This window comes from Yokenella regensburgei, from assembly GCF_051486985.1.
In the GTDB taxonomy this organism is placed as follows: domain Bacteria; phylum Pseudomonadota; class Gammaproteobacteria; order Enterobacterales; family Enterobacteriaceae; genus CBFFRJ01.
Genome location: NZ_JAHVDV010000046.1, coordinates 1 through 25,919 on the forward strand (window position 1 = coordinate 1; position 25,919 = coordinate 25,919).

The 25,919-nt window shown below is 59.2% G+C and carries 20 protein-coding genes and 1 pseudogene; 11 read left to right on the top strand and 10 right to left on the bottom strand.

Translation table 11 applies throughout. The features are described 5' to 3' along the window. Positions 1–692, top strand: a 692-nt coding sequence (locus KXR87_RS21890; RefSeq protein ID WP_437434304.1) for a fimbrial biogenesis chaperone, incomplete at its 5' end; no start/stop codon positions are given. 36 nt (positions 693–728) lie between these two features. Beyond that, the gene (locus KXR87_RS21895; RefSeq protein ID WP_437434305.1) at positions 729–1,742 is read left to right on the top strand and encodes a fimbrial protein; all 1,014 of its coding nucleotides are present in this window, start codon (positions 729–731) and stop codon (positions 1,740–1,742) included. 57 nt (positions 1,743–1,799) lie between these two features. On the opposite strand, the gene KXR87_RS21900 is transcribed toward KXR87_RS21895, so the two are convergent. The 6 genes and pseudogenes from KXR87_RS21900 to KXR87_RS21925 form a co-directional block, all read right to left on the bottom strand. Next, positions 1,800–2,888, bottom strand: a complete 1,089-nt coding sequence (locus tag KXR87_RS21900) for an ABC transporter permease (RefSeq protein WP_437434306.1) — start codon at positions 2,886–2,888, stop codon at positions 1,800–1,802. 1 nt (position 2,889) lies between these two features. Continuing rightward, positions 2,890–4,416, bottom strand: a complete 1,527-nt coding sequence (locus KXR87_RS21905) for a sugar ABC transporter ATP-binding protein (protein ID WP_437434307.1) — start codon at positions 4,414–4,416, stop codon at positions 2,890–2,892. Further along, entirely contained in the window at positions 4,416–5,024 is a 609-nt protein-coding gene (locus tag KXR87_RS21910; protein WP_437434308.1) for a DUF2291 family protein, read from the bottom strand. The genes KXR87_RS21905 and KXR87_RS21910 overlap by 1 nt, the downstream gene beginning before the upstream one ends. Before the next feature lie 13 nt (positions 5,025–5,037). Further along, positions 5,038–5,979 carry a D-ribose ABC transporter substrate-binding protein gene (locus KXR87_RS21915; protein ID WP_437434309.1) on the bottom strand — a complete coding sequence of 314 codons (942 nt, stop codon included), beginning with the start codon at positions 5,977–5,979 and terminating at the stop codon, positions 5,038–5,040. 134 nt (positions 5,980–6,113) lie between these two features. Beyond that, positions 6,114–6,758 carry an enterobactin synthase subunit EntD gene (entD, locus tag KXR87_RS21920; RefSeq protein ID WP_437434310.1) on the bottom strand — a complete coding sequence of 215 codons (645 nt, stop codon included), beginning with the start codon at positions 6,756–6,758 and terminating at the stop codon, positions 6,114–6,116. 535 nt (positions 6,759–7,293) lie between these two features. Further along, positions 7,294–9,545 (bottom strand): annotated as a pseudogene (locus KXR87_RS21925) (TonB-dependent siderophore receptor). A gap of 256 nt (positions 9,546–9,801) precedes the next feature. On the opposite strand from KXR87_RS21925, the gene fes reads away from it, so the two are divergent. From fes to entF, 3 genes are read left to right on the top strand one after another with little or no spacing between them, the layout of a single operon-like run. Continuing rightward, entirely contained in the window at positions 9,802–11,010 is a 1,209-nt protein-coding gene (fes, locus tag KXR87_RS21930) for an enterochelin esterase (protein ID WP_437434321.1), read from the top strand. Positions 11,011–11,039: 29 nt separating this feature from the next. Further along, positions 11,040–11,240, top strand: a complete 201-nt coding sequence (locus KXR87_RS21935; protein WP_437434311.1) for an MbtH family protein — start codon at positions 11,040–11,042, stop codon at positions 11,238–11,240. A 13-nt stretch (positions 11,241–11,253) separates the two neighbouring features. Then, the gene (gene entF / locus KXR87_RS21940; RefSeq protein ID WP_437434312.1) at positions 11,254–15,129 is read left to right on the top strand and encodes an enterobactin non-ribosomal peptide synthetase EntF; all 3,876 of its coding nucleotides are present in this window, start codon (positions 11,254–11,256) and stop codon (positions 15,127–15,129) included. 384 nt (positions 15,130–15,513) lie between these two features. On the opposite strand, the gene fepC is transcribed toward entF, so the two are convergent. Genes fepC through fepD form a run of 3 tightly spaced genes read right to left on the bottom strand, consistent with a single transcriptional unit; the run spans position 15,514 to position 18,304 of the window. After that, positions 15,514–16,314 (bottom strand): iron-enterobactin ABC transporter ATP-binding protein, encoded by an 801-nt coding sequence (gene fepC / locus KXR87_RS21945; protein ID WP_437434313.1) that lies wholly within the window; start codon positions 16,312–16,314, stop codon positions 15,514–15,516. After that, entirely contained in the window at positions 16,311–17,303 is a 993-nt protein-coding gene (gene fepG, locus KXR87_RS21950) for an iron-enterobactin ABC transporter permease (RefSeq protein ID WP_437434314.1), read from the bottom strand. The genes fepC and fepG overlap by 4 nt, the downstream gene beginning before the upstream one ends. Then, positions 17,300–18,304, bottom strand: a complete 1,005-nt coding sequence (gene fepD, locus KXR87_RS21955; RefSeq protein ID WP_437434315.1) for a Fe(3+)-siderophore ABC transporter permease — start codon at positions 18,302–18,304, stop codon at positions 17,300–17,302. Before fepD ends, fepG begins: the two co-directional genes overlap by 4 nt. Before the next feature lie 110 nt (positions 18,305–18,414). Here fepD and entS point away from each other — a divergent pair, with 110 nt between their 5' ends. Beyond that, positions 18,415–19,650: an enterobactin transporter EntS gene (gene entS / locus KXR87_RS21960; protein WP_437434316.1), complete on the top strand. Its 1,236-nt coding sequence runs from the start codon at positions 18,415–18,417 to the stop codon at positions 19,648–19,650. A gap of 5 nt (positions 19,651–19,655) precedes the next feature. Here entS and fepB read toward each other — a convergent pair whose 3' ends face one another. Further along, the gene (gene fepB / locus KXR87_RS21965) at positions 19,656–20,579 is read right to left on the bottom strand and encodes a Fe2+-enterobactin ABC transporter substrate-binding protein (RefSeq protein ID WP_437434322.1); all 924 of its coding nucleotides are present in this window, start codon (positions 20,577–20,579) and stop codon (positions 19,656–19,658) included. Positions 20,580–20,801: 222 nt separating this feature from the next. Between fepB and entC the strand changes: the two genes are divergently transcribed. From entC to entH, 5 genes are read left to right on the top strand one after another with little or no spacing between them, the layout of a single operon-like run. Next, positions 20,802–21,977: an isochorismate synthase EntC gene (entC, locus tag KXR87_RS21970; protein ID WP_437434317.1), complete on the top strand. Its 1,176-nt coding sequence runs from the start codon at positions 20,802–20,804 to the stop codon at positions 21,975–21,977. 9 nt (positions 21,978–21,986) lie between these two features. Continuing rightward, positions 21,987–23,597 (top strand): (2,3-dihydroxybenzoyl)adenylate synthase, encoded by a 1,611-nt coding sequence (locus tag KXR87_RS21975; RefSeq protein ID WP_437434323.1) that lies wholly within the window; start codon positions 21,987–21,989, stop codon positions 23,595–23,597. A 12-nt stretch (positions 23,598–23,609) separates the two neighbouring features. Continuing rightward, the gene (locus KXR87_RS21980; protein WP_437434318.1) at positions 23,610–24,461 is read left to right on the top strand and encodes an isochorismatase family protein; all 852 of its coding nucleotides are present in this window, start codon (positions 23,610–23,612) and stop codon (positions 24,459–24,461) included. After that, positions 24,461–25,207, top strand: coding sequence for a 2,3-dihydro-2,3-dihydroxybenzoate dehydrogenase EntA (gene entA, locus KXR87_RS21985; protein WP_437434319.1), 747 nt, complete (start codon positions 24,461–24,463; stop codon positions 25,205–25,207). The genes KXR87_RS21980 and entA overlap by 1 nt, the downstream gene beginning before the upstream one ends. Beyond that, positions 25,208–25,621 carry a proofreading thioesterase EntH gene (gene entH, locus KXR87_RS21990; RefSeq protein WP_437434320.1) on the top strand — a complete coding sequence of 138 codons (414 nt, stop codon included), beginning with the start codon at positions 25,208–25,210 and terminating at the stop codon, positions 25,619–25,621. It begins immediately after the preceding gene. The last annotated feature ends 298 nt before the right edge of the window (positions 25,622–25,919 follow it).

The window sequence follows — 25,919 nt, forward strand, 5'->3', positions numbered from 1 at the left end:
GATGGCTTTTGCTGGTTCTTTTATTGATCTGCGATGCTCATGCCGGTATCCAGCTTGCCAGCACCCGGGTGATCTACCCGGCGGGTAAGCGCGAGGTCACGCTCGCCGTCACCAGCAAAGACCCCGCTCCGCGCCTGATCCAGACCTGGATTGAGAACGACAACGCAGACACGGCGAAAGTGCCGTTTATCATCCTGCCGCCGGTCTTCCGGCTGAACCCTGGCAAAGGCCAGTCGCTGCGCATTATGTTCACCGGTGGTGCCGTGCCCCGGGACCGGGAGTCGGTGTTCTGGCTGAACGTACTGGAAATCCCACCGAAGCCTGCGGGCAAAGCCGACCATATCCAGCTCACCGTGCGCTCGCGCCTCAAATTGTTCTACCGCCCGGCGGGGCTGCCGGGTTCCCCAAAAGAGGCTGTCACGCAACTGCGCTGGCGTCTGGTGCAGACCAGTCAGGGTTATGCCCTGGAGTGCCAAAACCCATCGGCGTTTACCGTTTCGTTTAACCACGTAGGGCTGACAAAAACGGTGAACAGTGAAGATGAACGCCAGAGCGGAATGTGCCCGGCGAAAGGCCAGCAGCGCTTTACCGTGCAGGCCAGGACCGGGCAACTGACAGGCGGCAGGCTCTTTTTTACCACCATTGATGACCACGGCGGTCAGCACCACCATCAGGCGACATGGGGGCGGTAGGCCGTCGTACATTCTTTTTCGTGAGGGAAGATGAAAATGAAAACAGTAAAGCTGCTTTGTGGCGTGTCAGCTGTCGTGGGATTATGCGTCCTGAGCGGACAGGGGTGGGCAGGGTGCAGCATCAACAGTGGCAGTAGTGCGACTGCCCGTGACGTTACCATTGACACCTTCTCTGTTCCGGCGGGCGCTGCGGTCGGGACGCTGCTGAAAAGCGTCGCAGTACAAGATACGGCACCTACTTATCTCAATTGTTCGGGCCCTGGCTATCTAAAGTACCAGTACGGCTACGATACGGGGCGCTCGGCCGTCACTGGCCCTGGTATCCCGGAAGGAGTGGTCAGTTCCGGTGTGGCGGGGATTGGCGTGAAGGTAAGAACACGTTATTTTGGGATGCCGTATGTAAAATTGCCGGATGAGCCTGGAATTTTGGCGCTAACTTCAGGAGGATCAGCATACTGGCATGGTGTGTTTGGTTTTGTAATAGAGTTTTACAAGACGGGGGATATCTCGTCAGGTGAATTGTTATTTCCAAAAAATTTTGTTGAGATTTGGATGTCAACTTCACCGACTGACACGGGAAACGGGCTCGGGGTGCTCTACAGCACCCTAAACATCTCCGACTCCCCGGATGTCAAAGTCCCCGGCTGCGTGACCCCCAGCCTGAGCGTACCGCTGGGCAAGCATCCGCAATCGGAATTCAGCGGTATCGGCTCCACCAGCGCGTCGACCGCCTTCACTTTTGCCATCAATAACTGCGATGCCGGGCTGAATGCGGTGAAATACACCTTTAAACCCGCGTCGGGCATTACCCTGGAAAACAGCGGCCTGCCCACCCAGCACATCACCGTGAAGGGTGGCCCTGGCACCGCCAGCGGCATCGGGGTGCAGGTGCTCTATGCCAACGACACCCTGGTGCCGTTCAACACCGCCGTCAGCACCACGGTAGGCAGCCACACCATCCCGATGAAGGCGCGCTATATCCAGACCGCCTCTGACATCACCAGTGGCGATGCAGATTCCGCGCTTGAATTCACCATGACCTATCAGTAATGCATTTGCCGGATAAACGACACCTTATCCGGCAAACCCACCGGGAGCGCGGTCAATCTACTTTTTCTCCATCACCGCTTTTTGCGCCACCACGGCCGCTTTCTGCTGCATCCGGTTTTGCATCTGATCGATGATGACCGCCACAATAATCACAATCCCTTTGATCACCATCTGCCAGAACTCGCTGACGCCCATCATCACCAGGCCATCGGCGAGGAAGCCAATCACAAAGGCGCCAATTAAGGTGCCGAGCACGGTGCCGCGCCCGCCCGCCAGTGACGTGCCGCCGAGCACCACCGCGGCGATGGCGTTCATTTCAAAGGCGGTGCCGTTGGCCGGATGGCTCGCCAGAAGCTGGGCGGAGACCACAATGCCTGCCAGGGCGGCGCATAAACCGGAAATGGTATAGACCCAGATTTTGACCTGCTTTACCTTCACGCCAGACAACTCCGCCGCACGTTCGTTGTCGCCAATCGCATAAACGTGACGGCCAAAGGGCAGGCGGCGGGCAACATAGGCAATGACCAGCGCCAGCACAATCATCAGCCAGATGGCCCAGGGAATGCCGAACAGCGTGCCTGCGCCAATCTCATCAAACCCGGTGTTACCCAACTGCGGGTTACCCGACAGGCCGGGGAAGGTCTGCCCGTCCGAGGTCAGCATGGCCGCACCCCGCAGCACGTACATGGTGCCGAGCGTACAGATAAACGGGGCGACGTTATAACGGGTGATTATCCAGCCGTTCACCGCCCCTATCGCCCCGCCAATCAGCAGCACCAGCGGCACAATCACCCATACACTGGGGAAAATGGCGATGCCAAACATCGGCAACACAATACCTTTAGTGATCATCCAGCCGGCGATCATCCCGCACAGACCCAGGGTGGCGCCGATGGAGAGATCGATGCCCGCGGTGATGATGACGAAGGTGATCCCCAGGGCCAGGAAGGCGTTAATGGCAATGTGCTTGATCATGATGACCAGACTGCCCGTCGACAAAAAGCCCGGCACCGTGGCGGTAAAGAAGCCCACTATCAGGAACAGTGCGATAAAGGTGCGCAGCTTCAACAGTAAAAGCAGAATACTTTCGCGTGACAATGACGCGCCCGCTCGCGGAGCCACGGCCACAGATTGCGTTGTTTTCATATCAGAACCCCTGAGCACTTGCCGTTACCAGTGCCGATTCTTCGGCCCGATCGCGTACGATATCGGCGGTCAGTTTTCCGCCGGACATCACCAGAATGCGGTCAGATACCGCCATGATTTCTTTCAGATCCGAGGTGGAGAAGACCACCGCAATACCCTGTTCCGAGAGCTGCACCATCATGCGAAACACATCGGCTTTGGCACCCACGTCGATCCCCCGCGTGGGTTCATCCAGGAACAGCACTTTCGGGTTGGTCAACAGGGAGCGACCAATCACCACTTTTTGCTGGTTACCGCCGCTCAGCGCCTGAATCTCCACCTCTGGTGTTGAAACCTTAATCGACAGACTGCCGATGGTGCTGGCGACCACCGCCTGCTCCTCTTTTTCCGAGATGGTGAAGCCGCGCTGCAGCCGTCGCCATAAGCTGGCGATGGTCAGGTTGGTCGCAACCGAGGAAATCGGGAAGATGCCGGTGCGTTTACGGTCCTCCGGCACCAGACTCATGCCCATGCGGATGCGGTCGGCGGTGGCCAGCCGCTGTGGCACGGGTTTGCTGTCGAGCCACAACTTGCCCAGATAGTTGCGCTCCGTGCCGAGCATGCATTCAAACAGCTCGGTACGCCCGGCCCCCATCAGCCCGTAAATGCCGACAATTTCGCCGCTGTGCACCTTGAAGGTCACATCGTCAACCACCGTATTCCCGGCACTGTTCACACAGGTAATGTGCTCGGCCTCCAGTACCGGTGCGCCAAAGGTACGCCCCGGCGTCAGGAAGTTGCTGACCGGATCGCTGCCGAGCATTTCACGCACAATCCAGGGCACGTCGATATCACACACCTTCGCTTCGGCCTGGAATTTGCCATCACGCAAAATGGTGATGACATCGCCAATTGCCATCAGCTCTTCTAAGCGGTGCGAGATATAGATAATCGAAACTCCCTGGCGGGTCAGTTCGCGGATCACGCGAAAGAGAATCTCCACCTCCGTTTTACTCAATGCCGAGGTCGGTTCATCAAGGATCAGAATGTCCGCGTCTTCCGCCAGCGCTTTGGCAATCTCTACCAGTTGTTGTTGGCCCACTTTCAGATTGCCCACCAACGCCTTTGGCGAGATGGGCTGATCGAGGCGCTTGAGCAGTTCAGCGGTGCGTCTCTCCTGCTCGGCCTCATTAATGGGGGTCACCCCTTTTTGCAGTTCGCGACCGAGAAAAATGTTCTCCGCCACGTTGAGGTTTTCAAACAGATTCAGTTCCTGGTGAACCATGCCAATACCGAGTGCCGCGGCGGCGCGGGTACTGGAAATATGCACGGGCTTGCCGTTGAGTTCGATTTCACCCAGACTCGGCTGCTGCACACCGGCGAGGATCTTCATCAGGGTGGATTTCCCTGCGCCGTTCTCGCCGATTATCACGTTGACTTTGCCGCGCCAGACGTTGTAATCCACGTTATCCAGCGCGATAGTGCCGGGAAAGAGCATCGAAATGCCGCGCGTACGCAGGATAATGTCATCCTCTGGAATATCGCTCATTACTGCCCCTCCTGTTTCAGCTCCAGGGCCACGGCATCCTGGGTCTGACCGGCGTTAATCGTCACTGCCATCACCACGGTTGCGGATTTTCCTGCCCAGCCTGCGTCAACCTCTGGCAGGTCTTTCACGGCAATACGGTTGTAAGCGCGTGAAAGCTGAGCAAACTGAACCTGGTTGGTAAAGTCTTCAAATTTAAAGCCGGTCGCATCACGGATGGCGTTCCCGCGCACTACCGGACCGAGTTGGATCTCCAGCGGTTTGCCATTGAACGACATCACTAGTTTTTGCTCACGTTCGTTGCTCACGTCCACCTTTTCAACCTGACTGGTCAGGCGGACAAACATGCTATGTGGTTTATCGTTGGTGGTTTTCAGTTGCGTGGCGAGTGCGGTGGCGTCCAGCGCATGTTTATGGGATGCGTCGATGACGCGCTCTTGCCAGGTTTGTTGCGCGATCTGCTGTGGGGTCAGGTTGTCGAAGCTCGCTTTCGCATTCGGGTCGGCAGGCATGACTGGCTTGCCGTTTTCATCCAGATCCACCACGGTGCAGGCCGTCAGCAACAGGGTGGTGCACCCTATAAATGCAGCACCCCATTGTTTTAACGACATAACGTCTCCGCGATCACTTGCTCAGGTTGAAGAGTTTCAGTTTGCTGGCGTTGCTTTCATCGATCAGCATGCAGTCCATTAACTGTTTTTCATCTTTCTGTGCTTTGCCGTTTTTCAGGAAGTAATCCGCCTGTTCAACGGCCATCTGGGCCTGCTGCCAGCCCGGTTGCAGAACCGTGGCTTTGATGTTGCCTTTATTGATGATGGAGTCGCGCACATAGTCGCTGCCGTCAAAGCCCACCACGATCACATTGGTTTTGCCTGCGGCTTTCAGTGCCGCTTCTGCACCGAGCGCCATCGTGTCGTTACCGGAAATCACCCCGACGATGTCCGGGTTGGTTTGCAAAATGGCTTCCATACGGGTGAAGGCTTCGGTCTGGCTCCAGTTGGCGGTCTGTTGGGCCACCATTTTCATGTCCGGGTAGTCGTCGAGAATGTCGTGATAACCCTGAGAGCGTACGCTGGCGTTGGTATCAGACTGACGGCCCAGCAGTTCAACGTATTTACCTTTGCCGTTCAGCAATTTGGCGAATTTCTCTGCACCCAGCTGCGCGCCCTGGTAATTGTTAGAGACAATCTGGGCGACAGCCACGCCGGTTTTGTTAATTTCGCGATCAATCAGGAACGCAGGAACGCCTGCCGCTTTCGCTTTTTCCAGTGGCCCTACGGTGGCATCTGCGCCGGCGTTATCCAGGATTATCGCTTTGGCTTTGCGGGCAATCGCCGTTTCAATCAGCTGGTTTTGTTTATTCACATCATCATCATGCGAGGCCACCAGCGTGGTGTAGCCCAGCTCTTTGGCCTTCGCCGCCGCGCCATCGGCTTCGGCTTTGAAAAACGGGTTGTCGTGTGAGGGGGTGATAATGGCGATCAGTCCGTTATCCGCCGCAAACAGCGAACCGGAAGCGGTGATCAGAGAGGCCAGTACAGCAGATTTCAGTAGGGTCATTTTCATCTTTTTCTCCACATTGAATATTTATTCAATAATGATTTATTATTCAAATTAACGATAAATCGGCAAGAGCAAACTGTCTACGGTTTACCCGGCTAATTTCTTAAAAGGAGAAAAGGATCACGATCCTGCGGGGATTATCCTGCGAGGGTAATAACCCGGTTTTCCTGCTTAATCCAAGCTATATCAATGCATTTTCCTGCGTGATGAGGGGAAAAGCTTCTGTCGATACGCAGGCGGATGGCCTGGCTGTTAAGTGCGACCACCTGTGCGCTATGAAAGCCGGGGAAGGGGAGAGCGTCACGGGAAAAGGCTTTGAAAAGACTCTCTTTCGCGGAAAATGCCAGCGTCAGTGCGAGAGGAAACGGCAGGGAGGCATCGGCCAGTATCCGCTGTTCTGCCGGAGTAATAATGCTCGTCGTTAAGGTATGGCACAGCGCATCGGTGAACAACGTTTCAATGTCGATGCCTACAGCCGAGGGCGCGACAACTGCCAGCGCAACGCTGCCGCTGTGGCTGATACTGCCATACACACCTTCGGGCCAGCGTGGTGCACCCGTTTCACCGATGCCCGGCACGGCTTTGATAGCGTGTTCGCGTAGGGCATGTACGGCAGCAATACGCCCGGCCAGGTGCTCGGCTTTGCGCTTACGACCCGCGTCATGCAACTGCTGGTGATGAGGAAGCCACAGCAGATCGTTATCGTTAAAGGTTGAGATATCGAAGCGGATGAGATGAAGAGGGCGGGCGTTAAGGGTGAGGAGGGTGTGGCGAGTGTGCATGGCAAACCTCATGTGTGCATGGTAAACCTCATGTGTGCATGGTAAACCTCATGCAGTCCTCTCCCCGCAGGGCTGAGGAATTCCCAGTAATATTGCGTTTTACAGCGATAACACTGCGCCATGAGAACACAACAGTCACCGCGATGACAGGGTCCGGCTGAAAATCGACGAAGCGTATCCGCAAGGCCGGGGCGCCGCGCAGGGATGCGCGGCGAGGGCGGCTTTACAGGGATGTTTCCTCCGCCCGTCCCCGATAAGCCTGAAGGCATACGCTGAGTGAACCGCGCCAGCGGCGATTTTCCTGGCCGGGAGCCCGGGTCGCCAGGGTGGTGGCGATGAGCCACCCTGGCACGTTCACGGGTTCTGGCGCTACAGAAAAGCAAGGAACATAAGGTGAACGGAATGGCCATCAGAGCCGCATTTTCCCCCTCACCCTAACCCTCTCCCTCAAGGGAGAGGGAACTGTCCGTGCACGCATTTTTCTGGGGATTCCTCTCCCCGTAGGGAGAGGGGGGGCGGTACGTTCGGGACGACCTTAGAAGTGGGTATTCACACCCATGTACCAGGTACGGCCGGATTCGTTATAGGTGTTGGCACCTGCGCCATACATATAGCCGGTCGCGCCGCCGGTAGTCTGGGCATTGCCCATACGCCAGTGACGTTTATCAAACAGGTTGTCGACACCCGCCGTCAGGCTCACGTATTTGTTCACATCCCAGGTCCCGCTCAGGCCCACGATGCTGTAGGGACTGACACCATCTTTTGCAGAACCGGTCACCGGCTTGCCCTGGTAATCGTACTTCTTCGGCTCCTGTTTGCCGTACCAGGTGAAGGTGGACTGCACGGAGACATCCTGGACAATCTGCCAGCTCAGGGTGGAGTTCAGCGTGTATTCCGGAATGATCGACAGACGTTCACCGGTGGTTTTGTTCTTACTCTGCAGCATGTAAGTCACGTTGTTGCTTAAGGTAACCGCCTCGGTCACCGGCACGTTCAGCGTACCTTCCAGACCTTCTACGACCGCTTTAGGCACGTTCTCCCACTGATAAAGGTCGGTTTTCAGCGCGCCCTGATTGGTCTGATTCAGTGGTGAATAGCCCGCTTCAATCTTATTGCGGTAATCGTTACGGAACCACGTCACGCCGGCCAGCCAGCCGTCACGTTTGAACTCAAGGCCAATCTCTTTATTGATGCTGGTTTCCGCTTTCAGATCATCGTTACCCTGCATGTAACAGCCGACGCCGGTGGCGCTGGCGTAGCAGCCCTGACCACGGCTGTAGAGAATGTAGCTGGTGTTGGTCTGGTAGAGGCTTGGCGCTTTGTAGGCGCGCGCGATCCCCATTTTCAGGGTGAAGTCATCCCCCAGCCCCTGCGACAGGTTCAGCGACGGACTCCAGTTATCTCCCACCACCGTGTGATGGTCGAAACGCAGGCCCGGCGTCAGCATGGTGCTGTCGGTCACTTCGATATTGTCTTCGGCAAACAGAGAGAAGATTTCTGCGCTGGAGTAAGGGCTACGACCGGTGCTGTCATAACCCGGAATCGGCCCACCCTGCAGAGCCTGGGTATTGGATGCACGGTCCTTAAGACGCTGCTGATTCCACTCGGTGCCTACGGTCAGGTTCTGATTCACCAGGAGATCCAGGGGCAGGTTCACTTCGCTGTGCAGCATCAGGTCGGCAAGATTGGTGTCAGAGAATTTATCGCTGTTAAACAGACCTTCCAGACCACCGGCTAACCCTTCACCGAGACGGGAGTTGCGGGTGTGCTCGTACTGCACCCAGTTGCTGGTGGTAACACCATTGTCCCAGCCGCCGTTCCAGGTGACGGAGTAGTTCTGGCGATAAAGACGGTTGGTCTCTTTGCCGTAATTCTTCTTCACGTAGTTATTGGAGCTGCTGTCATTGTTGGTGTTCTGGGTGTCACCCGCGTAGAGGTTGCCCTGACGGCTGTAACCGGCCTGGAACTCCAGCGCCTGCATCGGGGCAAAGTCCCAGCGCACCACGCCGTTGATATCTTTATTCTCAACGCCTTCGCGGCCTGCGGCGAGGGTGTTGGCATAGATGCCGGTGCGCTCGGACTGGTGGTCTTTGTTGATATCCCAGGCATCGGCCTGGGTTTTATTCAGGTTGCCGTACAGACGGAAGCTGACGTCGCCGCCAAGCGGCCCCATCAGGCTGAAATCGGTGCGTTTAGTGGAACCTTCTTCTTTGTGTTCAGGGGCATTGAAGTAGCTGTTCCAGGAGCCATGCCACGCCTGGTCGGTGGATTTTTTAGTGATGATGTTCACCACCCCCCCGCCGCGCCGTTACCGTAGCGCGCCGCCGCCGGGCCACGCAGGACTTCGATGCGCTCAATCATATCTGCCGGTACCCAGTTGGTATCGCCACGGGTATCACGCTCCCCACGCCAGCCCTGACGCACGGAGTTGCGGCTGGTCACCGGTTTGCCGTCGACCAGAATCAGGGTGTTTTCCGGGCCCATACCGCGAATATCAATCTGACGGTTGTTGCCGCGCTGGCCGCTGGTGGAGTTACCGGTCAGGTTGACGCCCGGCATGGTGCGGATGATTTCAGAAACGTCACGCGCGGGGGGATTCTTGCGGATTTCATCGGCGGTGATGGTGGAAACCCCCGGCGCCTGCAGATTCTGCTGCGCGGCGGTTACCACAATGGTGTCTTCGTTGCTGGATGCGTCAGTGGCGGTCTCTGCAGCGAAAGCGGGCAGCGCGGCGCCATAGATCCCAAAATTGACCAGTAAGGTCAGGGAACGGATTTTGTTTTTCATTGTATTTCCTGCTTTTTCCGCCGCGTTCCCAGGTCCATCCTTTCCCAACGGGTAAGGAAAACGGCATGATGTCGCCAGCATGGTGCAACGGGAGCTCATCCTGAGAAAAATCGCAACAGCTGGCCTTTTTAAGATGAAAGACGCGCCGGTATGGGCGCGGGCAATACGCTATTGCAAATGAAAATAATTATCAATAATATTATCAAGAAATTTGATAGTGCAGACAAAAATTCCACAAGTGATTCGGGGTAATAGGGTGGTGTCAGAGACAGGAAGTGATGCCTGGTGGGCGTCAAAACAGGGGCCGGAGTGGGAAAAAATATCACCGGAACAGTACCTTGTCACCTTCTGGTGGCGTGATCCCTCTGGCTGCGAAGCAACCTCACAGGTAAAACGCGTCTGGCTTTATATTACCGGGGTGACCGATCACCATCAGCAGTCTACGCCTCAGTCTTTGCAACGCATCGCCGGCACCGATGTCTGGACATGGCAGACGCCGCTCGAAGCCAGCTGGCGCGGCACCTACTGCTTTATTCCCTCCACACGCACCGATGATTTCCCGCCGCAGGCCGAAATGACTCCCCCGGATCGCAGCGCGCTTCGGGAAGGCTGGCGCAGTCTTTTCCCCCATGCCATTGCCGACCCGCTCAATGCCCATTCCTGGCGCGGTGGTCGGGGCCATCCGGTCTCACCGCTCTCTTTGCCGGGTGCGCCTGAGCAGCCGGGCTGGGATGCAACCGGGGAGCCCTTTACGCCGCCGGTCTGCCTGGAGTGGAAGAGTGAACGTTTACACAATCACCGCCGCGTGTGGGTGTTTACCACCGGCGAGGACGCCTGCGCTGAACGTCCGCTCGCGGTGCTACTGGATGGTCAGTTCTGGGCAGAAAGTATGCCCGTCTGGCCTGCGCTGGCGGCGTTAACCCGGCAGGGCAAACTTCCCCCTGCCGTCTATGTGCTTATCGACGTGATAGATACCGCTCACCGCAGTCGGGAACTCCCGTGTAACCCTGACTTCTGGCTGGCGGTTCAGGAGGAACTTCTGCCTGAGATCCACGCCGTTGCCCCTTTCAGTGACCGCGCGGATCGCACGGTGGTGGCCGGTCAGAGCTTTGGTGGCCTGGCGTCTTTATATGCCGCACTGCACTGGCCTGCGCGTTTTGGCTGTGTGCTGAGCCAGTCCGGTTCTTACTGGTGGCCGCATCGCGGCGGTCGTGAGGATGGCCTGCTTATTGAGCAACTCAAACGTGACGAGCTCTCGGCGCAGGGCTTACGGATTGTGCTGGAGGCAGGTGTTCGCGAACCCCTTATTATGCGCGCCAATCAGGCCCTGCTTGCTGAACTACAGCGTACACAGCCTTCCGTTGTCTGGCGCCAGGTTGACGGCGGTCACGATGCGCTCTGCTGGCGCGGTGGACTGACGGCGGGGCTTATCACCCTCTGGCAGCCCCTGCTGCACGGTGAATGAGCCGCACTTTTTCATGACAGGAGTCAGGTATGGAATTCAGTAATCCCTTCGATAACCCCGAGGGGCAATTTTATATTCTGCAAAATAGTCAGCAGCAGTACAGCCTGTGGCCGCAACAGTGTGCGTTACCGCCGGGCTGGCAGGTAATTTGCGAGCCGGCATCGCAGGCGGAATGCGCCGACTGGCTTGCGCAGCGCTGGCAGACATTAACCCCGGCGCACCATGCCTGATAAGGAGAAACGGATGACCACGCGATTGCCTTTAGTGGCGGCCCAGCCGGGGATCTGGATGGCAGAAAAACTCTCCACGCTGCCCAACGCCTGGAGCGTTGCCCATTACGTGGAGCTGGACGGCGAACTGGATGCGCCTTTACTGGCGCAGGCGATAGCAGAAGGCGTGCGGCAGGCAGATACCCTGCGCATGCGTTTTACCGAAGATGACGGTGAAGTCTGGCAGTGGGTCGATGAGTCCCTGACTTTTCCTCTGCCGCAGCGGGTTGATCTGCGCGCTGAGCGTGACCCCCATGCCGCCGCACTGACGATGATGAATGCCGATCTGGCGCAAAACCTGCGCGTGGACGGTGGCAGGCCATTAGTGCACCACGCCCTTCTTCAGGTAAGTGATACCCGCTGGTACTGGTATCAGCGCTATCACCATTTACTGGTGGATGGATTCAGTTTCCCCGCCATTACCCGCCAGATTGCCGCCATTTACCGCGCAATGCGCCACGGCGCCCCCAACCCGGCATCGCCTTTTACCCCTTTTGCAGAGGTGGTAGAGGAGTATCAGCGCTACCGCGAGAGCGACGCATGGCAGCGGGATAAAGCCTTCTGGTCTGAACATCAGCGCACCTTGCCAGCAGCCGGGACATTATCCGACGCGCCACTGCCCGGGCGTGCTGCGACCACAGATATTCTGCGCCTGAAAATGACCCTGGATACCGCCGCGTTCCGTCGGCTTACTCAGGCGGCACCGGCCTGCCAGCCTGCTGACCTGGCGCTGGCGCTGGTGGCCCTCTGGCTTGGTCGTCTCAGCAGTCGACTGGACTATGCCGCCGGGTTTATCTTTATGCGCCGGATGGGTTCCGCCGCCCTTACCGCCACCGGACCGGTGCTTAACGTCCTGCCCCTCGGCGTACACATTGACGCCAGCCAGACCCTGGCAGAACTGGCGGCAAGCCTTGCCGGGCAGCTAAAAAAAATGCGCCGTCATCAGCGCTACGATGCCGAGCAGATCCTGCGCGATGCGGGTCGCGCCACCGGAGAAGAACCGCTGTTTGGCCCGGTCTTTAACGTCAAAATGTTCGACTACCTGCTGGATGTGGATGGGATTGCCGGGCAGACCCACACGCTTGCGACCGGGCCGGTTAACGATCTGGAGATCGCGCTTTTCCCGGAGGAAGCAGGTGGCCTGACGCTGGAGGTGCTGGCGAACCGCAGTCGCTATGAAGAGACCACGCTGCGCACGCATACTGCCCGTCTGCACGATTTACTCCGCCAGTTTGCCGCGAACCCGGCGCTTCGCTGCGGCGAGGCGCAGCTTCTCTCAGCCCGGGAGAGTGGTCAGCTTGAGAACATTAACGCTACCGGCATCATGCTGCCGGAGACCACGCTGAGTGAATTAGTGGCGCAGCAGGCCGCGAAAACCCCGAATGCCCCGGCGCTGGCGGACGCACACTGGCAGTTCAGCTACCGTGAAATGCGCGAGCAGGTCGTCGCTCTGGCAAACCTGTTGCGTGAGAAAGGCGTGAAGCCGGGCGACTGCGTTGCCGTCGCGCTGCCGCGCTCGGTATTTCTGACGCTGGCCCTGCACGGCATTGTGGAGGCCGGTGCCGCCTGGCTGCCGCTCGATACCGGTTACCCGGACGAGCGCCTGCGGATGATGCTGGACGATGCGCAACCGCGTCTGCTGATTACCTCTGACGATCAGCTTGCCCGCTTCAATGATATTCCAGACCTGGCGCACCTGTGTTACGGCGCACCGCTTGCGGTGTCCGGCGATGCGCCGCTGGCGCTCTCCCGCCCGGAGCACACGGCTTATATCATTTTTACTTCCGGCTCCACCGGTCGCCCGAAAGGGGTAATGGTCGGGCAGACCGCCATCGTCAACCGTCTGTTGTGGATGCAAAACCACTACCCGCTGAGCGCGCAGGATGTGGTGGCGCAGAAAACGCCGTGCAGTTTTGACGTCTCGGTGTGGGAGTTCTGGTGGCCCTTTATCGCCGGGGCGCAACTGGTGATGGCAGAACCCGAGGCGCACCGTGACCCGCTCGCGCTTCAGCAGTTCTTCGCCCGCTTTGGCGTGACGACCACCCACTTTGTGCCGTCGATGCTGGCGGCCTTTGTTGCCTCACTGACTCCGGCAATCGCACGGGAAACCTGTCATACGCTGAACAAGGTGTTCTGTAGCGGCGAAGCGTTGCCAGCCGCGCTGTGCCGCGAGTGGGAAGCGCTGACACACGCACCGTTGCACAATCTGTACGGGCCGACCGAAGCGGCGGTCGACGTGAGCTGGTATCCGGCCCACGGCGAGACGCTGGCGGCGGTGACGGGCACTAGCGTGCCGATTGGTTTTCCGGTTTGGAACACGGGACTGCGTATTCTCGATGGCATGATGCAGCCGGTTCCGCCAGGTGTGGCCGGGGATCTTTACCTCACGGGCATTCAGCTGGCGCAGGGCTACCTCGGCAGGCCGGATCTCACCGCCAGCCGCTTTATCGCCGATCCCTTTGCGGCGGGCGAGCGAATGTACCGCACCGGGGACGTGGCGCGCTGGCTGAACGACGGCGCGGTGGAGTACCTCGGTCGCAGTGACGACCAGCTTAAAATTCGCGGCCAGCGTATTGAACTGGGTGAAATCGACCGGGCGCTGATGACGCTGCCGGATGTGGCGCAGGGGGTTACCCACGCCTGCGTGTTGAATCAGGCCGTGGCAGGGGAGGGCGATGCGCGCCAGCTGGTGGGGTATGTGGTGTCTGACTCCGGTCTGCCGCTCGATGTCACCGCACTTCGCGAGAGGCTGACGCAGCAGCTTCCGGCACATATGGTGCCAGTGGTCCTGCTGCAACTGAGTGAGCTGCCGCTCAGTGCCAATGGCAAACTGGACCGTAAGGCGCTGCCGCTGCCCACGCCAGTGCGTCAGCAGGATGCCCGCCCGGTGCGTGAAGGGGCAGAAACTCAGGTTGCAGGCGCGTTCTCGGCGCTGCTTGGCTGCGAGGTGCAGGATGCGCAGGCCGACTTCTTCGCCCTCGGCGGTCACTCGTTGCTGGCGATGCGGCTCGCGGCACTGCTCAGTAAAACCTTTGAGCGCCATGTGACGCCGGGGCAGATCATGGTCGCCTCCACGGTGGAAAAGCTGGCGCTGCTGGTAACGCAGGACAGTGTCGACAGTCGTATGGGACTGGAAACCCTGCTGCCGTTGCGCGAAGGGAGCGGCCCGACGCTGTTCTGCTTCCATCCTGCATCCGGTTTTGCCTGGCAGTTCAGCGTGCTGGCGCGTTATCTCTCGCCGCGCTGGTCGATTACCGGCATTCAGTCGCCGCGCCCGGAAGGACCCATGCAGCAGGCGGCGACCCTGGATGACGTGTGTGAGCACCATCTGGCGACGCTGCTGGCACAGCAACCGCACGGACCTTACCACCTGTTCGGCTACTCCCTCGGCGGAACGCTGGCGCAGGGGATTGCGGCGCGACTGCGGGCGCGGGGCGAAACGGTGGCATTTTTGGGTCTGCTGGACACCTGGCCGCCGGAGACGCAAAACTGGTCTGAAAAAGAGGCCAACGGTCTGGACCCGGAAGTACTGGCAGAGATTGCGCGCGAGCGCGAGGCGTTTATCGCCGCCCGGCAAGGGCAGGGCTCAGACGAGATGTTTGCCACCATTGAAGGCAACTACGGAGATGCGGTTCGCCTGCTGAGCACCGCTCACAGTACCCATTTTGCCGGGAAAGCCACACTGTTTGTGGCAGAGCGGACACTGCCGCAAGGGATGGATCCGCAACACGCCTGGTCCCCGTGGGTGGATGAGCTGGAGGTGTACCGTCAGGATTGCGCACATGTGGACATTATTTCGCCACAGGCGTTTGAATCCATAGGCCCGGTACTGCGGGAGTTGTTGGGGTGAGGGCAACGTATCATGGTTAGGGGCAACATGCGGCGCTGAGGGTATTTCCGTTCACCTTATGTTCCTTGCTTTTCTGTCACACCAGAACCCGTGAACGTGCAAGGGTGGTTCACCGCCACCACCCTTGCAACCCGGGCTCCCGGCCAGGAAAATCGCCGCTGGCGCGGTGCATTCGTCTTATGTCGTCTGACTATCGGGTCGGGGACCAGCCTACATCCCTGTAGGCTATCCCCTCCGCCCGCTTCCCTGCGGGCGGCCCCGGTCAGCCGTCAACGCCTCATCGATTTTCAGCCGGACCCTGTCATCGCGGTGACTGTTTTATTCTCATTGAGCAATGTTTTCGCTGCAAACCGTGAGGGTGAGGGGGCAAACGCCCGGCAAACCTCACCCGGCGTATTTCCCCAGCGGCACCACCAGCGGCGTATGGGCCACTGGATCCTCAATAATCAAACAACGCAGCCCGTACACCGCTTCAATCAGCTCCGGCGTCACGATTTCCTTCGGCGCACCCTGCGCCACAATCTTACCGTCGCGCAGCGCAATCAGATGGGTGGCATACCGGCAGGCCTGATTCAAATCATGCAACACCGCCGCGAGCGTATACCCCTGCTCGCGGTTGAGATCGCTCAGCAGCTCCAGCACATCAATCTGATAACTGATGTCGAGCCAGGTGGTCGGCTCATCGAGCAGCATAATGGCAGTCTCCTGCGCCAGTACCATCGCAATCCATGCACGCTGGCGCTGACCACCGGAAAGGGTATCCACACTCTGGGTCGCCAGCGTGTCCACCCCCGTTGCCCGCATGGCACGCTTAACGGCCTCTTCATCTTCCTTACGCCAGCGGGTAAACAGCGGCTGATGCGGATAACGTCCGCGGGCCACCAGCTCCTGCACGGTAATATCTCCCGGCGTCGTCGCATTCTGCGCCAGCAGCCCGACGCGACGCGCTACCTCTTTGCTGGCAAAGCGCTGGATCTGCTCGCCATCAAGATAGACATGGCCCTGTTCCGGCGTCATCAGGCGGCTCAGGGTGCGCAGCAGCGTCGATTTCCCGCAGCCGTTGGGGCCGATAATGGCAGTGAAATGCCCATCGGGAATGGCGACACTCAACTCAGTGGCGACAATTTTCTTACCGTAGCCCAGGGTTAGGGCTTCGCCGCGCAAACGGGCTGCTGTATCGATCATTTTTTGCGGGACTCCTGAATCAACAAGGCGATAAGGTAAATGCCACCGAGGCTGACGGTGACGACGCCCACGGGTAACTGATAAGGGATAAACAACTGCTGGGCGCAGATATCTGCCAGTAACAGCAGTAACGCCCCACAGAGCGCCGACTGGGTAAGCCCCCAGCGCGCGGTGGCGCTGAGACGGCGGGCGATGTGCGGCGCGACCAGAGCGATAAAGGAGATGGGCCCGGCCACCGCCGTTGATGATGCGGTCAACACCACTGCCACCAGCATCAGCAGCAGGCGAGAGCGTTCTACATTCACCCCCAGCGCGCAGGCGCTGTCATCACCCATCTCCAGCAGCCGCAGGCGGCGAGAAAGCAGGGCCGCAAAAACAAACATCAGGATAATCACTGGCACCGAAGGCAGGGTTTTCGCCCAGGTCAGGCCGTTGAGCGAGCCGGCGTTCCACAGACCTGCGGAGAGGGCGGTCTCCAGGGAGGCATGCATTAACAGCCAGGTATTGAAGGCCACCAGCATGGCCCGGACCCCGATGCCGACGATGATAAGCCTGAAGGTTTCAATACCGTTGCGCCATGCCAGCAGCCAGACAATGATCGAGGTGATGATGCCACCGCCCAGCGCCGCCAGCGCAATTGCCGTTAAATCCTGACCATAAAACACCATCGCCACCAGCACACCGCTCCAGGCACCGGTGTTAAAGCCCATAACATCCGGGCTGCCAAGAGGGTTACGCATCAGCGACTGAAAGATCGCTCCGCTGATACCCAGCGCGGCCCCCACCAGCAGTGCAATAAACACGCGCGGCAGGCGCCATTCAGTCACCACCAACTGCATGGCGCGGGGAGCGGTGCCGCCAAGGGCGTCAATCACCTGCCCGACGCTGAGCATCACCGCACCGCTGCGTAGCCCCCAGACCGCCAGCGCAAGGCACATCAGGCACATTGCCACACAACTGAAAACCAGACGACGGGAAGGGGCGATCACAGGCCACCTCCACGAATGCGTCGTACCAGCACAATCAACACCGGCGCGCCGATAAAGGCGCTGACCACCGAGACACGCAGTTCCCCCGGCACCAGAAAGCGGCCCAGAATGTCGGCAAACAGCAGTAACGTCGGCGTGGCAATCAGCGTAACCGGCAAAGACCAGCGGTGATCGGCACCCACCAGCCAGCGTGCCAGATGCGGCATCATCAGCCCGATAAAGGCAATCGGCCCGACCACCGCCGTGGCGCTACCGCACAGCACGGTGATGGCAATCAGGCCCAGCAGCTGCGTCCGGGCGACTTTACTGCCGAGGGCCGTGGCGGTGTCATTACCGAGGCTCAGGCTGTTCAGGGCGCGGCTTGACAGCAGTGCCGCACCCGCCGCCAGCAGCACCGGGATCAGCACAATCCTGAGCGTTTGCAGGGTACGAATATCCAGCGAACCGGCCTGCCAGAAACGCAACTGGTCATAAACATCCGCATTGAGCAACGAAATACCACTGGACAACCCTTCGAGCACCGCCGCCAGGGCCACGCCTGCCAGCGTCAGACGCACCGGACTTAACTGCCCGCCGCCCGCGCTGCCGGTGAAGGCCACCAGCAGCGAGGCGGTGAAAGCACCACAAAACGCCAGCCCCAGTTGTTCCACCGGCGAGGCGGCACCAAACAGTGCGGCACCGACCACAATAGCGAAGCTGGCGCCGGAGTTAACACCCAGCAGACCAGGGTCAGCAAGGGGGTTACGGGTGAGGGTTTGCATTAACGCCCCGGCAATGCCGAGCGCGCCACCGGCCAGTAAACCAGCCAGCGTTCGCGGCAAGCGGGCGTCACGAATAATGGTGCAGTCAGCACTCTGGCAGGTGCCTGCGAGGGCATCCAGCACCACATCCGGGGACATGGCTTTTGCGCCAAGGAAGAGGCTGAGGGCCATTGCCAGTACCAGCAACAGCAATAACCCGACGACGGTAAACACGCGCGTCCGGGAACGGGAGAACGACATAATACTTTCCTGACTTGATAATGATAGTAATTATCGTTATCGATCTTGTTTGTATATGTTACCATGCACGCTCTGGAATGGATAAAAAAAGTTCGCGTTAAGGCGTTGTAATGAACCGACAATCCTGGCTGCTGAACGTCAGCCTTTTACGAACACACCCGGCCTTTCGCGCGGTGTTTCTTGCCCGTTTTATCTCGATTTTATCGCTGGGTCTGTTGGGCGTTGCCGTGCCGGTACAGATTCAGGCGATGACCCATTCAAGCTGGCAGGTGGGACTCGCCGTCACCCTCACCGGCAGCGCCATGTTTGTCGGCCTGATGACCGGCGGCGTGCTGGCGGACCGCTATGAGCGAAAAAAACTGATACTGATTGCCCGCAGCACCTGCGGCGTGGGCTTTATTGGCTTATGGCTCAACGCGCTGATGCCGGAACCTTCGCTGCTGGCGATTTACCTGCTTGGACTCTGGGATGGCTTCTTCGCCTCTCTCGGCGTGACGGCGCTGCTGGCGGCAACCCCCGCGCTGGTCGGGCGTGAAAACTTAATGCAGGCCGGCGCCATCACAATGCTGACGGTGCGTCTTGGCTCGGTTATCTCCCCGATGTGCGGTGGCTTACTGCTGGCAACCGGCGGTGTTGCCTGGAACTACGGCCTCGCGGCGGCGGGGTCGTTTATCACCCTGATCCCACTGCTCGGTTTGCCGCTGTTGCCACCGCCGCCTCAGGCGCGTGAACATCCGCTGGCCTCGCTGGTGGCCGGTTTTCGTTTTCTGCTCAGTAGCCCGCTGATTGGCGGCATCGCGCTGCTCGGCGGCCTGCTCACAATGGCAAGCGCGGTGCGCGTGCTATACCCGGCGCTGGCAATCCAGTGGCAGATGTCCGCGGCACAGATTGGTCTTCTGTATGCCGCTATCCCGCTCGGGGCAGCGGCAGGGGCGTTAACCAGCGGGCGACTGGCGCATCCACTGCGTCCTGGCCTGCTGATGCTGGGGTCGAGCGTGGGGGCATTTATCGCCATCGGGCTATTTAGCCTGATGCCGCACTGGGCGTTGGGCGCGCTGTTCCTGGTGCTGTTTGGCTGGCTGAGCGCCATCAGTTCGCTGTTGCAGTACACGTTGATTCAGACGCAAACGCCGGAGGCGATGCTCGGGCGCATTAATGGATTATGGACGGCGCAGAACGTTACCGGTGATGCCATCGGCGCGGCGCTGTTAGGGGGGTTAGGGGTGATAATGACCCCGGCTGCTTCGGCCAGCAGCAGTGGCTTCGCGCTGGCAATGGTTGGGGCAATATTGATGCTGGTCTTACGCGAGCTGCGCCGTTTCCGGCAGCAGCCTTCGGTTTCTTAGGTGCATTAGCCAAACAACGCAGACAGGCGCTGTAACACGCGGGTGGCGCTGTAGTAATCCAGACGGAAAGTTTCTGACCCCAGCGCATAGACCCGTTTGTTCTGTACTGCGGTCAGGTGAGAAAGCAGCGGGTTGGCAGAGAGTGCATCGGCATCTTTCTGGTCACTGGCGAAGAGGAACAGCGCTTCGCCGTTGAGGCCGCTGGCGAGGTTTTCGCCGCCCAGTTGCACGATGTCATGGCGCTTGCCCTGGCTTTTGCTGGTGTTGAGACCTTCTGGCAGCGTGGCGAGCGTGAAGCCCAGTTGCGCCAGCAACTGACCCTGCGCAGAGTCCTGGGTCCAGAGGTTGGCGCTATGCGCACCAGGGTTATAGACCAGCGCGGTGACGGGCTGCGGCGGGAGCGTCATTTTCGCTTTGACGTCGCTCAGTTGCTGATGGAATTCGGCAATACGCACGGCGGCTTGTTTCTCCTGCCCGGTAAGGGTGCCCAGTTGGGTCAACAGCGCCTGCCAGCTCTTGTCGTCGTAGTTGATGACAAGCGTAGGCGCGATGGCGGAGAGCTGGTCATACAGCGCGAGCGCAGAGTCGCCACCGGTCGCACTGATGAGGATAAGATCCGGCATCTGCGCGGCTACGGCTTCGGCATTGGGCTCACCAATATACATACGTGCGACATGGCGCTTTTTCGCCACATCGCTCCATTGACGCAGAAACCCCTGGTCATCAGCAAAACGGTTATTTGGCGTGGTCGCGCCGCTGGCAATCACCGGTGCATCAATGGCGAGCAACGAACCGGTTAGCGTAACGCTGGTGGAGACGATACGCAGCGGCTTTTGTTCAAGGGTGTGGCTTCCTTTGCTGTCAGTCACCTGACGGGGCCAGTCGGCGGCCATCGCTGAGGCCATCCCGGAAATAAAAATGAGCAGCATGATAAGGGGCTTACGGCATATCAAAGGGAGTGTCACGACTCGCATCCTGTTTTTATTGAGGTTAATGCTTCTCATTTTCATCGTTGCGGGGGTGGGATGCAAGCCCTAGCGTTGAGAGTACATTGCGCTGCGGTTGACACTCAGTGGCAATACCTTTAGCTTTATCGACCGAAATTCAAATGATAATCATTCGTAATTTATTTATCATTTTTGGAGGATGATATGGATACGTCACTGGCTGAGGACGTTCAACAGACGACAAAAACGCTGGCATCAGACCAGTTTTTCTTTATGTCGCCGTTTCGCAGTTTTACCACGTCCGGGTGCGTTGCCCGTATCAGTGAGCCTGCCGCAGGAGGGGATAACCCACACAGCGCGTTTCAGCAGTCGCTGAGCCAGGCTTTCGCGGACGCGAAGGCGAAAGGGGTGGTAAGGCCGGTGGTGGTGGGGGCTATTCCCTTCGATACCCGCCAGCCCTCCGAACTCTTTATTCCTGCGTCGTGGCAGACTTTTTCGCGCCCGTCTAAACAACATGCCTCCCGCTACTTATCCGCTCAGGGTGCCCCGGTGGTGACTTCACGTACGGAAATCCCTTCGCAGGCGGTGTTTATGGAGATGGTCGCCCGTGGCGCGGCGCTGACCGCCACGCCGGAAGTGGACAAGATTGTCCTGTCGCGGCTGATTGATATTGCCACCGATGCCCGTCTTGACAGCGGCAGCCTGCTGGAGCGCCTGATTGCCCAGAACCCGGCGAGCTTTAACTTCCATGTTCCGCTCAGCAGCGGGGCGGTGCTGCTCGGTGCCAGCCCTGAACTGCTGCTGCGCAAGGACGGTGAACACTTTAGTTCACTGCCGCTCGCCGGTTCAGCACGTCGCCAGCCCGATGACATGCTCGACCGTGAAGCGGGTAACAGACTGCTGGCGTCCGAAAAAGACCGCCATGAACATGCGCTGGTAACCCAGGCCATGAAACAGGTGCTGCAGACGCGAAGCCGTAGTCTGACCCTGCCGGGTTCCCCACAGTTGGTGAACACGCCAACTTTATGGCACCTCGCCACGCCCATTGAAGGCACGGCGCAACAGGGCGAAAACGCGCTGACGCTGGCCTGCCTGCTCCATCCGACGCCCGCGCTGAGCGGCTTCCCGCACGATGTCGCAAAAAGACTTATCGCTGAACTTGAGCCCTTCGATCGTGAGCTGTTTGGCGGCATTGTTGGCTGGTGTGATGAGGAAGGTAACGGCGAGTGGGTGGTGACCATCCGCTGTGCATGTCTTCATGAAAATCGTGTTCGATTGTTTGCCGGTGCGGGTATTGTGCCAGCATCGTCCCCGGCGGGAGAGTGGCGCGAAACCGGCATCAAACTGACCACCATGCTTAACGTTTTTGGCCTGCATTAAGGAGTGATGATGACCCTTCCCTTTACCCGTTGGCCGGAGGCGTTCGCCAGGCGCTACCGTGAGAAAGGTTACTGGCTGGATAGGCCAATGACCGAGATGCTGACCCGCCATGCGCAAAGCGATGCGACGGCAGTGATCGATGGCGAACGCCGTTTTAGCTACCAGCAGCTTCACCAGGCGTCTGACAACCTGGCAGCCCGACTGCAGGCACTGGGCATTCAGCGTGGCGAGACCGCACTGGTGCAGCTTGGCAATGTGGCCGAGTTTTACATCACCTTCTTTGCGCTGCTGAAAATAGGCGTCGCCCCGGTGAATGCGCTTTTCAGCCACCAGCGTACCGAGCTGAACGCTTACGCCGCGCAGATTAAACCTGCGTTGTTGATAGCTGACCGTGCCCATGCGCTCTTTGCGACCAATGACTTCTGGCAGAATTTTACCGCTGAACATGCTTCGGCGCGCGTCTCGTTATTCCTGAATGATGAAGGGGAGAACGCACTCACGGCGGCGATTCAGTACCCGTCCAGAAACGTTATCGAAACGCCAACCCCTGCCGATGAGGTGGCCTTTTTCCAGCTCTCCGGCGGCAGCACCGGTACGCCGAAGCTGATTCCGCGTACGCATAACGACTATTACTACAGTATTCGCCGCAGCAACGAGATCTGCGGCATTACGGCAGAGACCCGTTACCTGAACGCACTGCCCGCCGCGCACAACTTTGCGATGAGCTCCCCAGGATCGCTGGGTGTGTTTCTGGCGGGCGGTTGCGTGGTGCTGGCAAACGATCCCAGCGCCACGCTCTGTTTCCCGTTGATCGAAAAGCATCGCATCAACGTCACCTCTCTGGTGCCACCTGCGGTGAGCCTGTGGCTGCAGGCGTTAACCGAAGGCGCCGATGCCGCCCAGCTCTCCTCGCTTGCGTTGTTGCAGGTCGGCGGTGCACGTCTGCCTGCCACCCTCGCGGCACGCATTCCGGCTGAGATTGGCTGCCAGTTGCAGCAGGTCTTCGGCATGGCGGAAGGGCTGGTGAACTACACGGCGCTGGATGATACCCCGGAACGTATTTTCAATACTCAGGGCCGCCCGATGTGCCCGGACGATGAAGTCTGGGTGGCTGATGAGCAGGGTAATCCGCTGCCGCGCGGTGAGGTCGGTCGCCTGATGACGCGCGGTCCGTACACCTTCCGCGGCTACTTCAACAGCCCGGAACATAATGCCAGTGCCTTTGATGCCAATGGTTTCTACTGCTCCGGCGATCTGATTGCCATTGATGAAGCGGGCTACATCACCGTTCAGGGGCGCGAGAAAGATCAGATCAACCGTGGTGGCGAGAAGATCGCCGCCGAAGAGGTTGAGAATTTGCTGTTGCGCCACGAGGCGGTGATCCAGGCTGCGCTGGTCAGCATGGAAGACAGCCTGCTCGGTGAAAAAAGCTGCGCGTATCTGGTGGTGAAGCGCCCGGTGCGTGCGGTGGAGATCCGCCGTTTCCTGCGTGAGCTGGGGGTCGCTGAGTTTAAACTGCCGGATCGCGTGGAGTGCCTGGACGCGCTGCCGCTGACCCCGGTAGGCAAAGTCGATAAGAAACAATTACGCCAGTCGCTGGCACAACGCGCGCAGGCGTAACGAGGAGAGAAGATGGCTATTCCAAAACTGACCGGCTACGCACTGCCGACCGCGAATGACATTCCTGACAACAAAGTGCAGTGGGCGTTTGAACCCGAGCGCGCCGCCTTGCTGATCCATGATATGCAGGAGTATTTCCTCAACTTCTGGGGCGATAACTGCCCGATGATGGCACAGGTGATCGCCAATATCGCTGCGCTGCGCCACTTCTGTAAGCAGCACAATATTCCGGTCTACTACACCGCCCAGCCAAAAGATCAGAGTGATGACGATCGCGCACTGCTCAATGATATGTGGGGGCCGGGTCTGACCCGTTCACCGGAGCAGCAGCAGATTGTGGCGGCCCTTGCGCCGGACGAAGCCGACACCGTGCTGGTGAAGTGGCGTTACAGCGCCTTTCACCGCTCGCCGCTGGAGCAGATGCTCAAAGAGACCGGGCGTAACCAGCTCATCATTACCGGCGTGTATTCGCACATTGGCTGTATGACCACCGCGACTGACGCCTTTATGCGTGATATCAAGCCGTTTATGGTGGCCGATGCGCTGGCAGATTTCAGCCGGGAGGAGCATCTGATGTCGCTGAAATACGTGGCGGGACGCTCCGGACGGGTGGTCATGACAGAAGCGTTGCTGCCGGTGCCGACCAGCAAAACCGCGTTGCGCGCGCTGATCCTGCCGCTGCTGGATGAGTCCGACGAGCCGTTTGACGACGAAAATCTGATTGATTACGGCCTGGACTCGGTGCGCATGATGGCGCTCGCGGCACGCTGGCGCAAAGTGCACGGCGATATTGATTTTGTGATGCTGGCGAAAAATCCAACCATCGACGCCTGGTGGGCGCTGCTCTCCCGGGAGGTCAGATAATGGATTTTGCAGGGAAGAGGGTATGGGTGACCGGGGCTGGTAAGGGCATCGGTTACGCCACGGCGCTGGCGTTTACTGAAGCGGGCGCGCAGGTCACGGGGTTTGATCGGGCTTTTGACGGTGAACGCTACCCTTTTGCCACCGAAGTGCTCGACATTGCCGATGCTGAGCAGGTGGATCGGGTCTGCCGACGCGTGCTGGCGCAGAGCCCACGCCTGGATGTACTGGTTAACGCGGCGGGTATTTTACGAATGGGGGCGACGGATGCGCTCTCGCAGGAGGACTGGCAGCAGACGTTCGCGGTTAACGTCGGTGGGGCGTTTAACCTCTTCCAGGCGACGATGGCGCAGTTTCGCCAGCAGCAGGGGGGAGCGATTGTTACGGTGGCGTCCGATGCTGCCCACACGCCGCGAATCGGCATGAGCGCGTACGGTGCGTCGAAAGCGGCGCTGAAAAGCCTGGCGCTGACGGTGGGGCTCGAACTGGCGTCAAGCGGCGTGCGGGCGAACATCGTTTCGCCTGGTTCCACCGATACCGATATGCAGCGCACGCTGTGGACCAGCAGCGATGCGGAACAAAAGCGCATTGCTGGTTTTGGTGAGCAGTTTAAGCTGGGTATTCCGCTGGGTAAGATTGCCCGCCCGGACGAAATCGCCAGCACCATTCTGTTCCTCGCCTCCGACTATGCCAGCCATATCACCTTGCAGGATATCGTGGTGGATGGCGGCTCGACGCTGGGGGCGTAAATGATCTGGAAACGTCAGTTAACGCTCGGGGAGCTGAATGCCACCAGCGCGGGTACGATGGTCGCGCACCTGGGGATTGTGTACACCCGTCTCGGGGATGATGTACTTGAAGCCGAAATGCCGGTGGATGCCCGTACCCACCAGCCGTTTGGTCTGCTGCACGGCGGAGCCTCTGCGGCGCTGGCGGAAACGCTGGGGTCAATGGCCGGATTTATGATGACCGGCGACGGGCAGTGTGTGGTGGGGACGGAGCTAAACGCCACCCACCACCGTGCGGTGTCGCAAGGGAAAGTGCGCGCTGTCTGCCAGCCGCTGCACCTGGGTCGGCATAATCAGAGCTGGGAGATTGTGGTGTTCGACGAGCGAGACCGCCGCTGCTGCACCTGCCGGCTGAGTACGGCGGTGATGGGGTAGCGGGCTGCCCCTCACCCTAACCCTCTCCCCAAAGGGGCGAGGGGACCGATCGAGCGGATAGGGCTTTCCCATTCGTTCTGAAGACCTTCGCCCTCGTCTGAAGCGCGTCGGGGCGCCCTGTGCGAGAGGAGATCAAGCGCGTGGGGGGCCGCTTTTCTCCCTCGCCCCTTTGGGGAGAGATACCGTCTTGCGGTTCAGGCCGCAAGCGGTATCTCAGCGTCGAATATGCGACCCGATTTCACTACGCCATAAGCCAGTTGCAACAGCTTTCTCATTCCCGCGCAGACCTGCTCTTTCC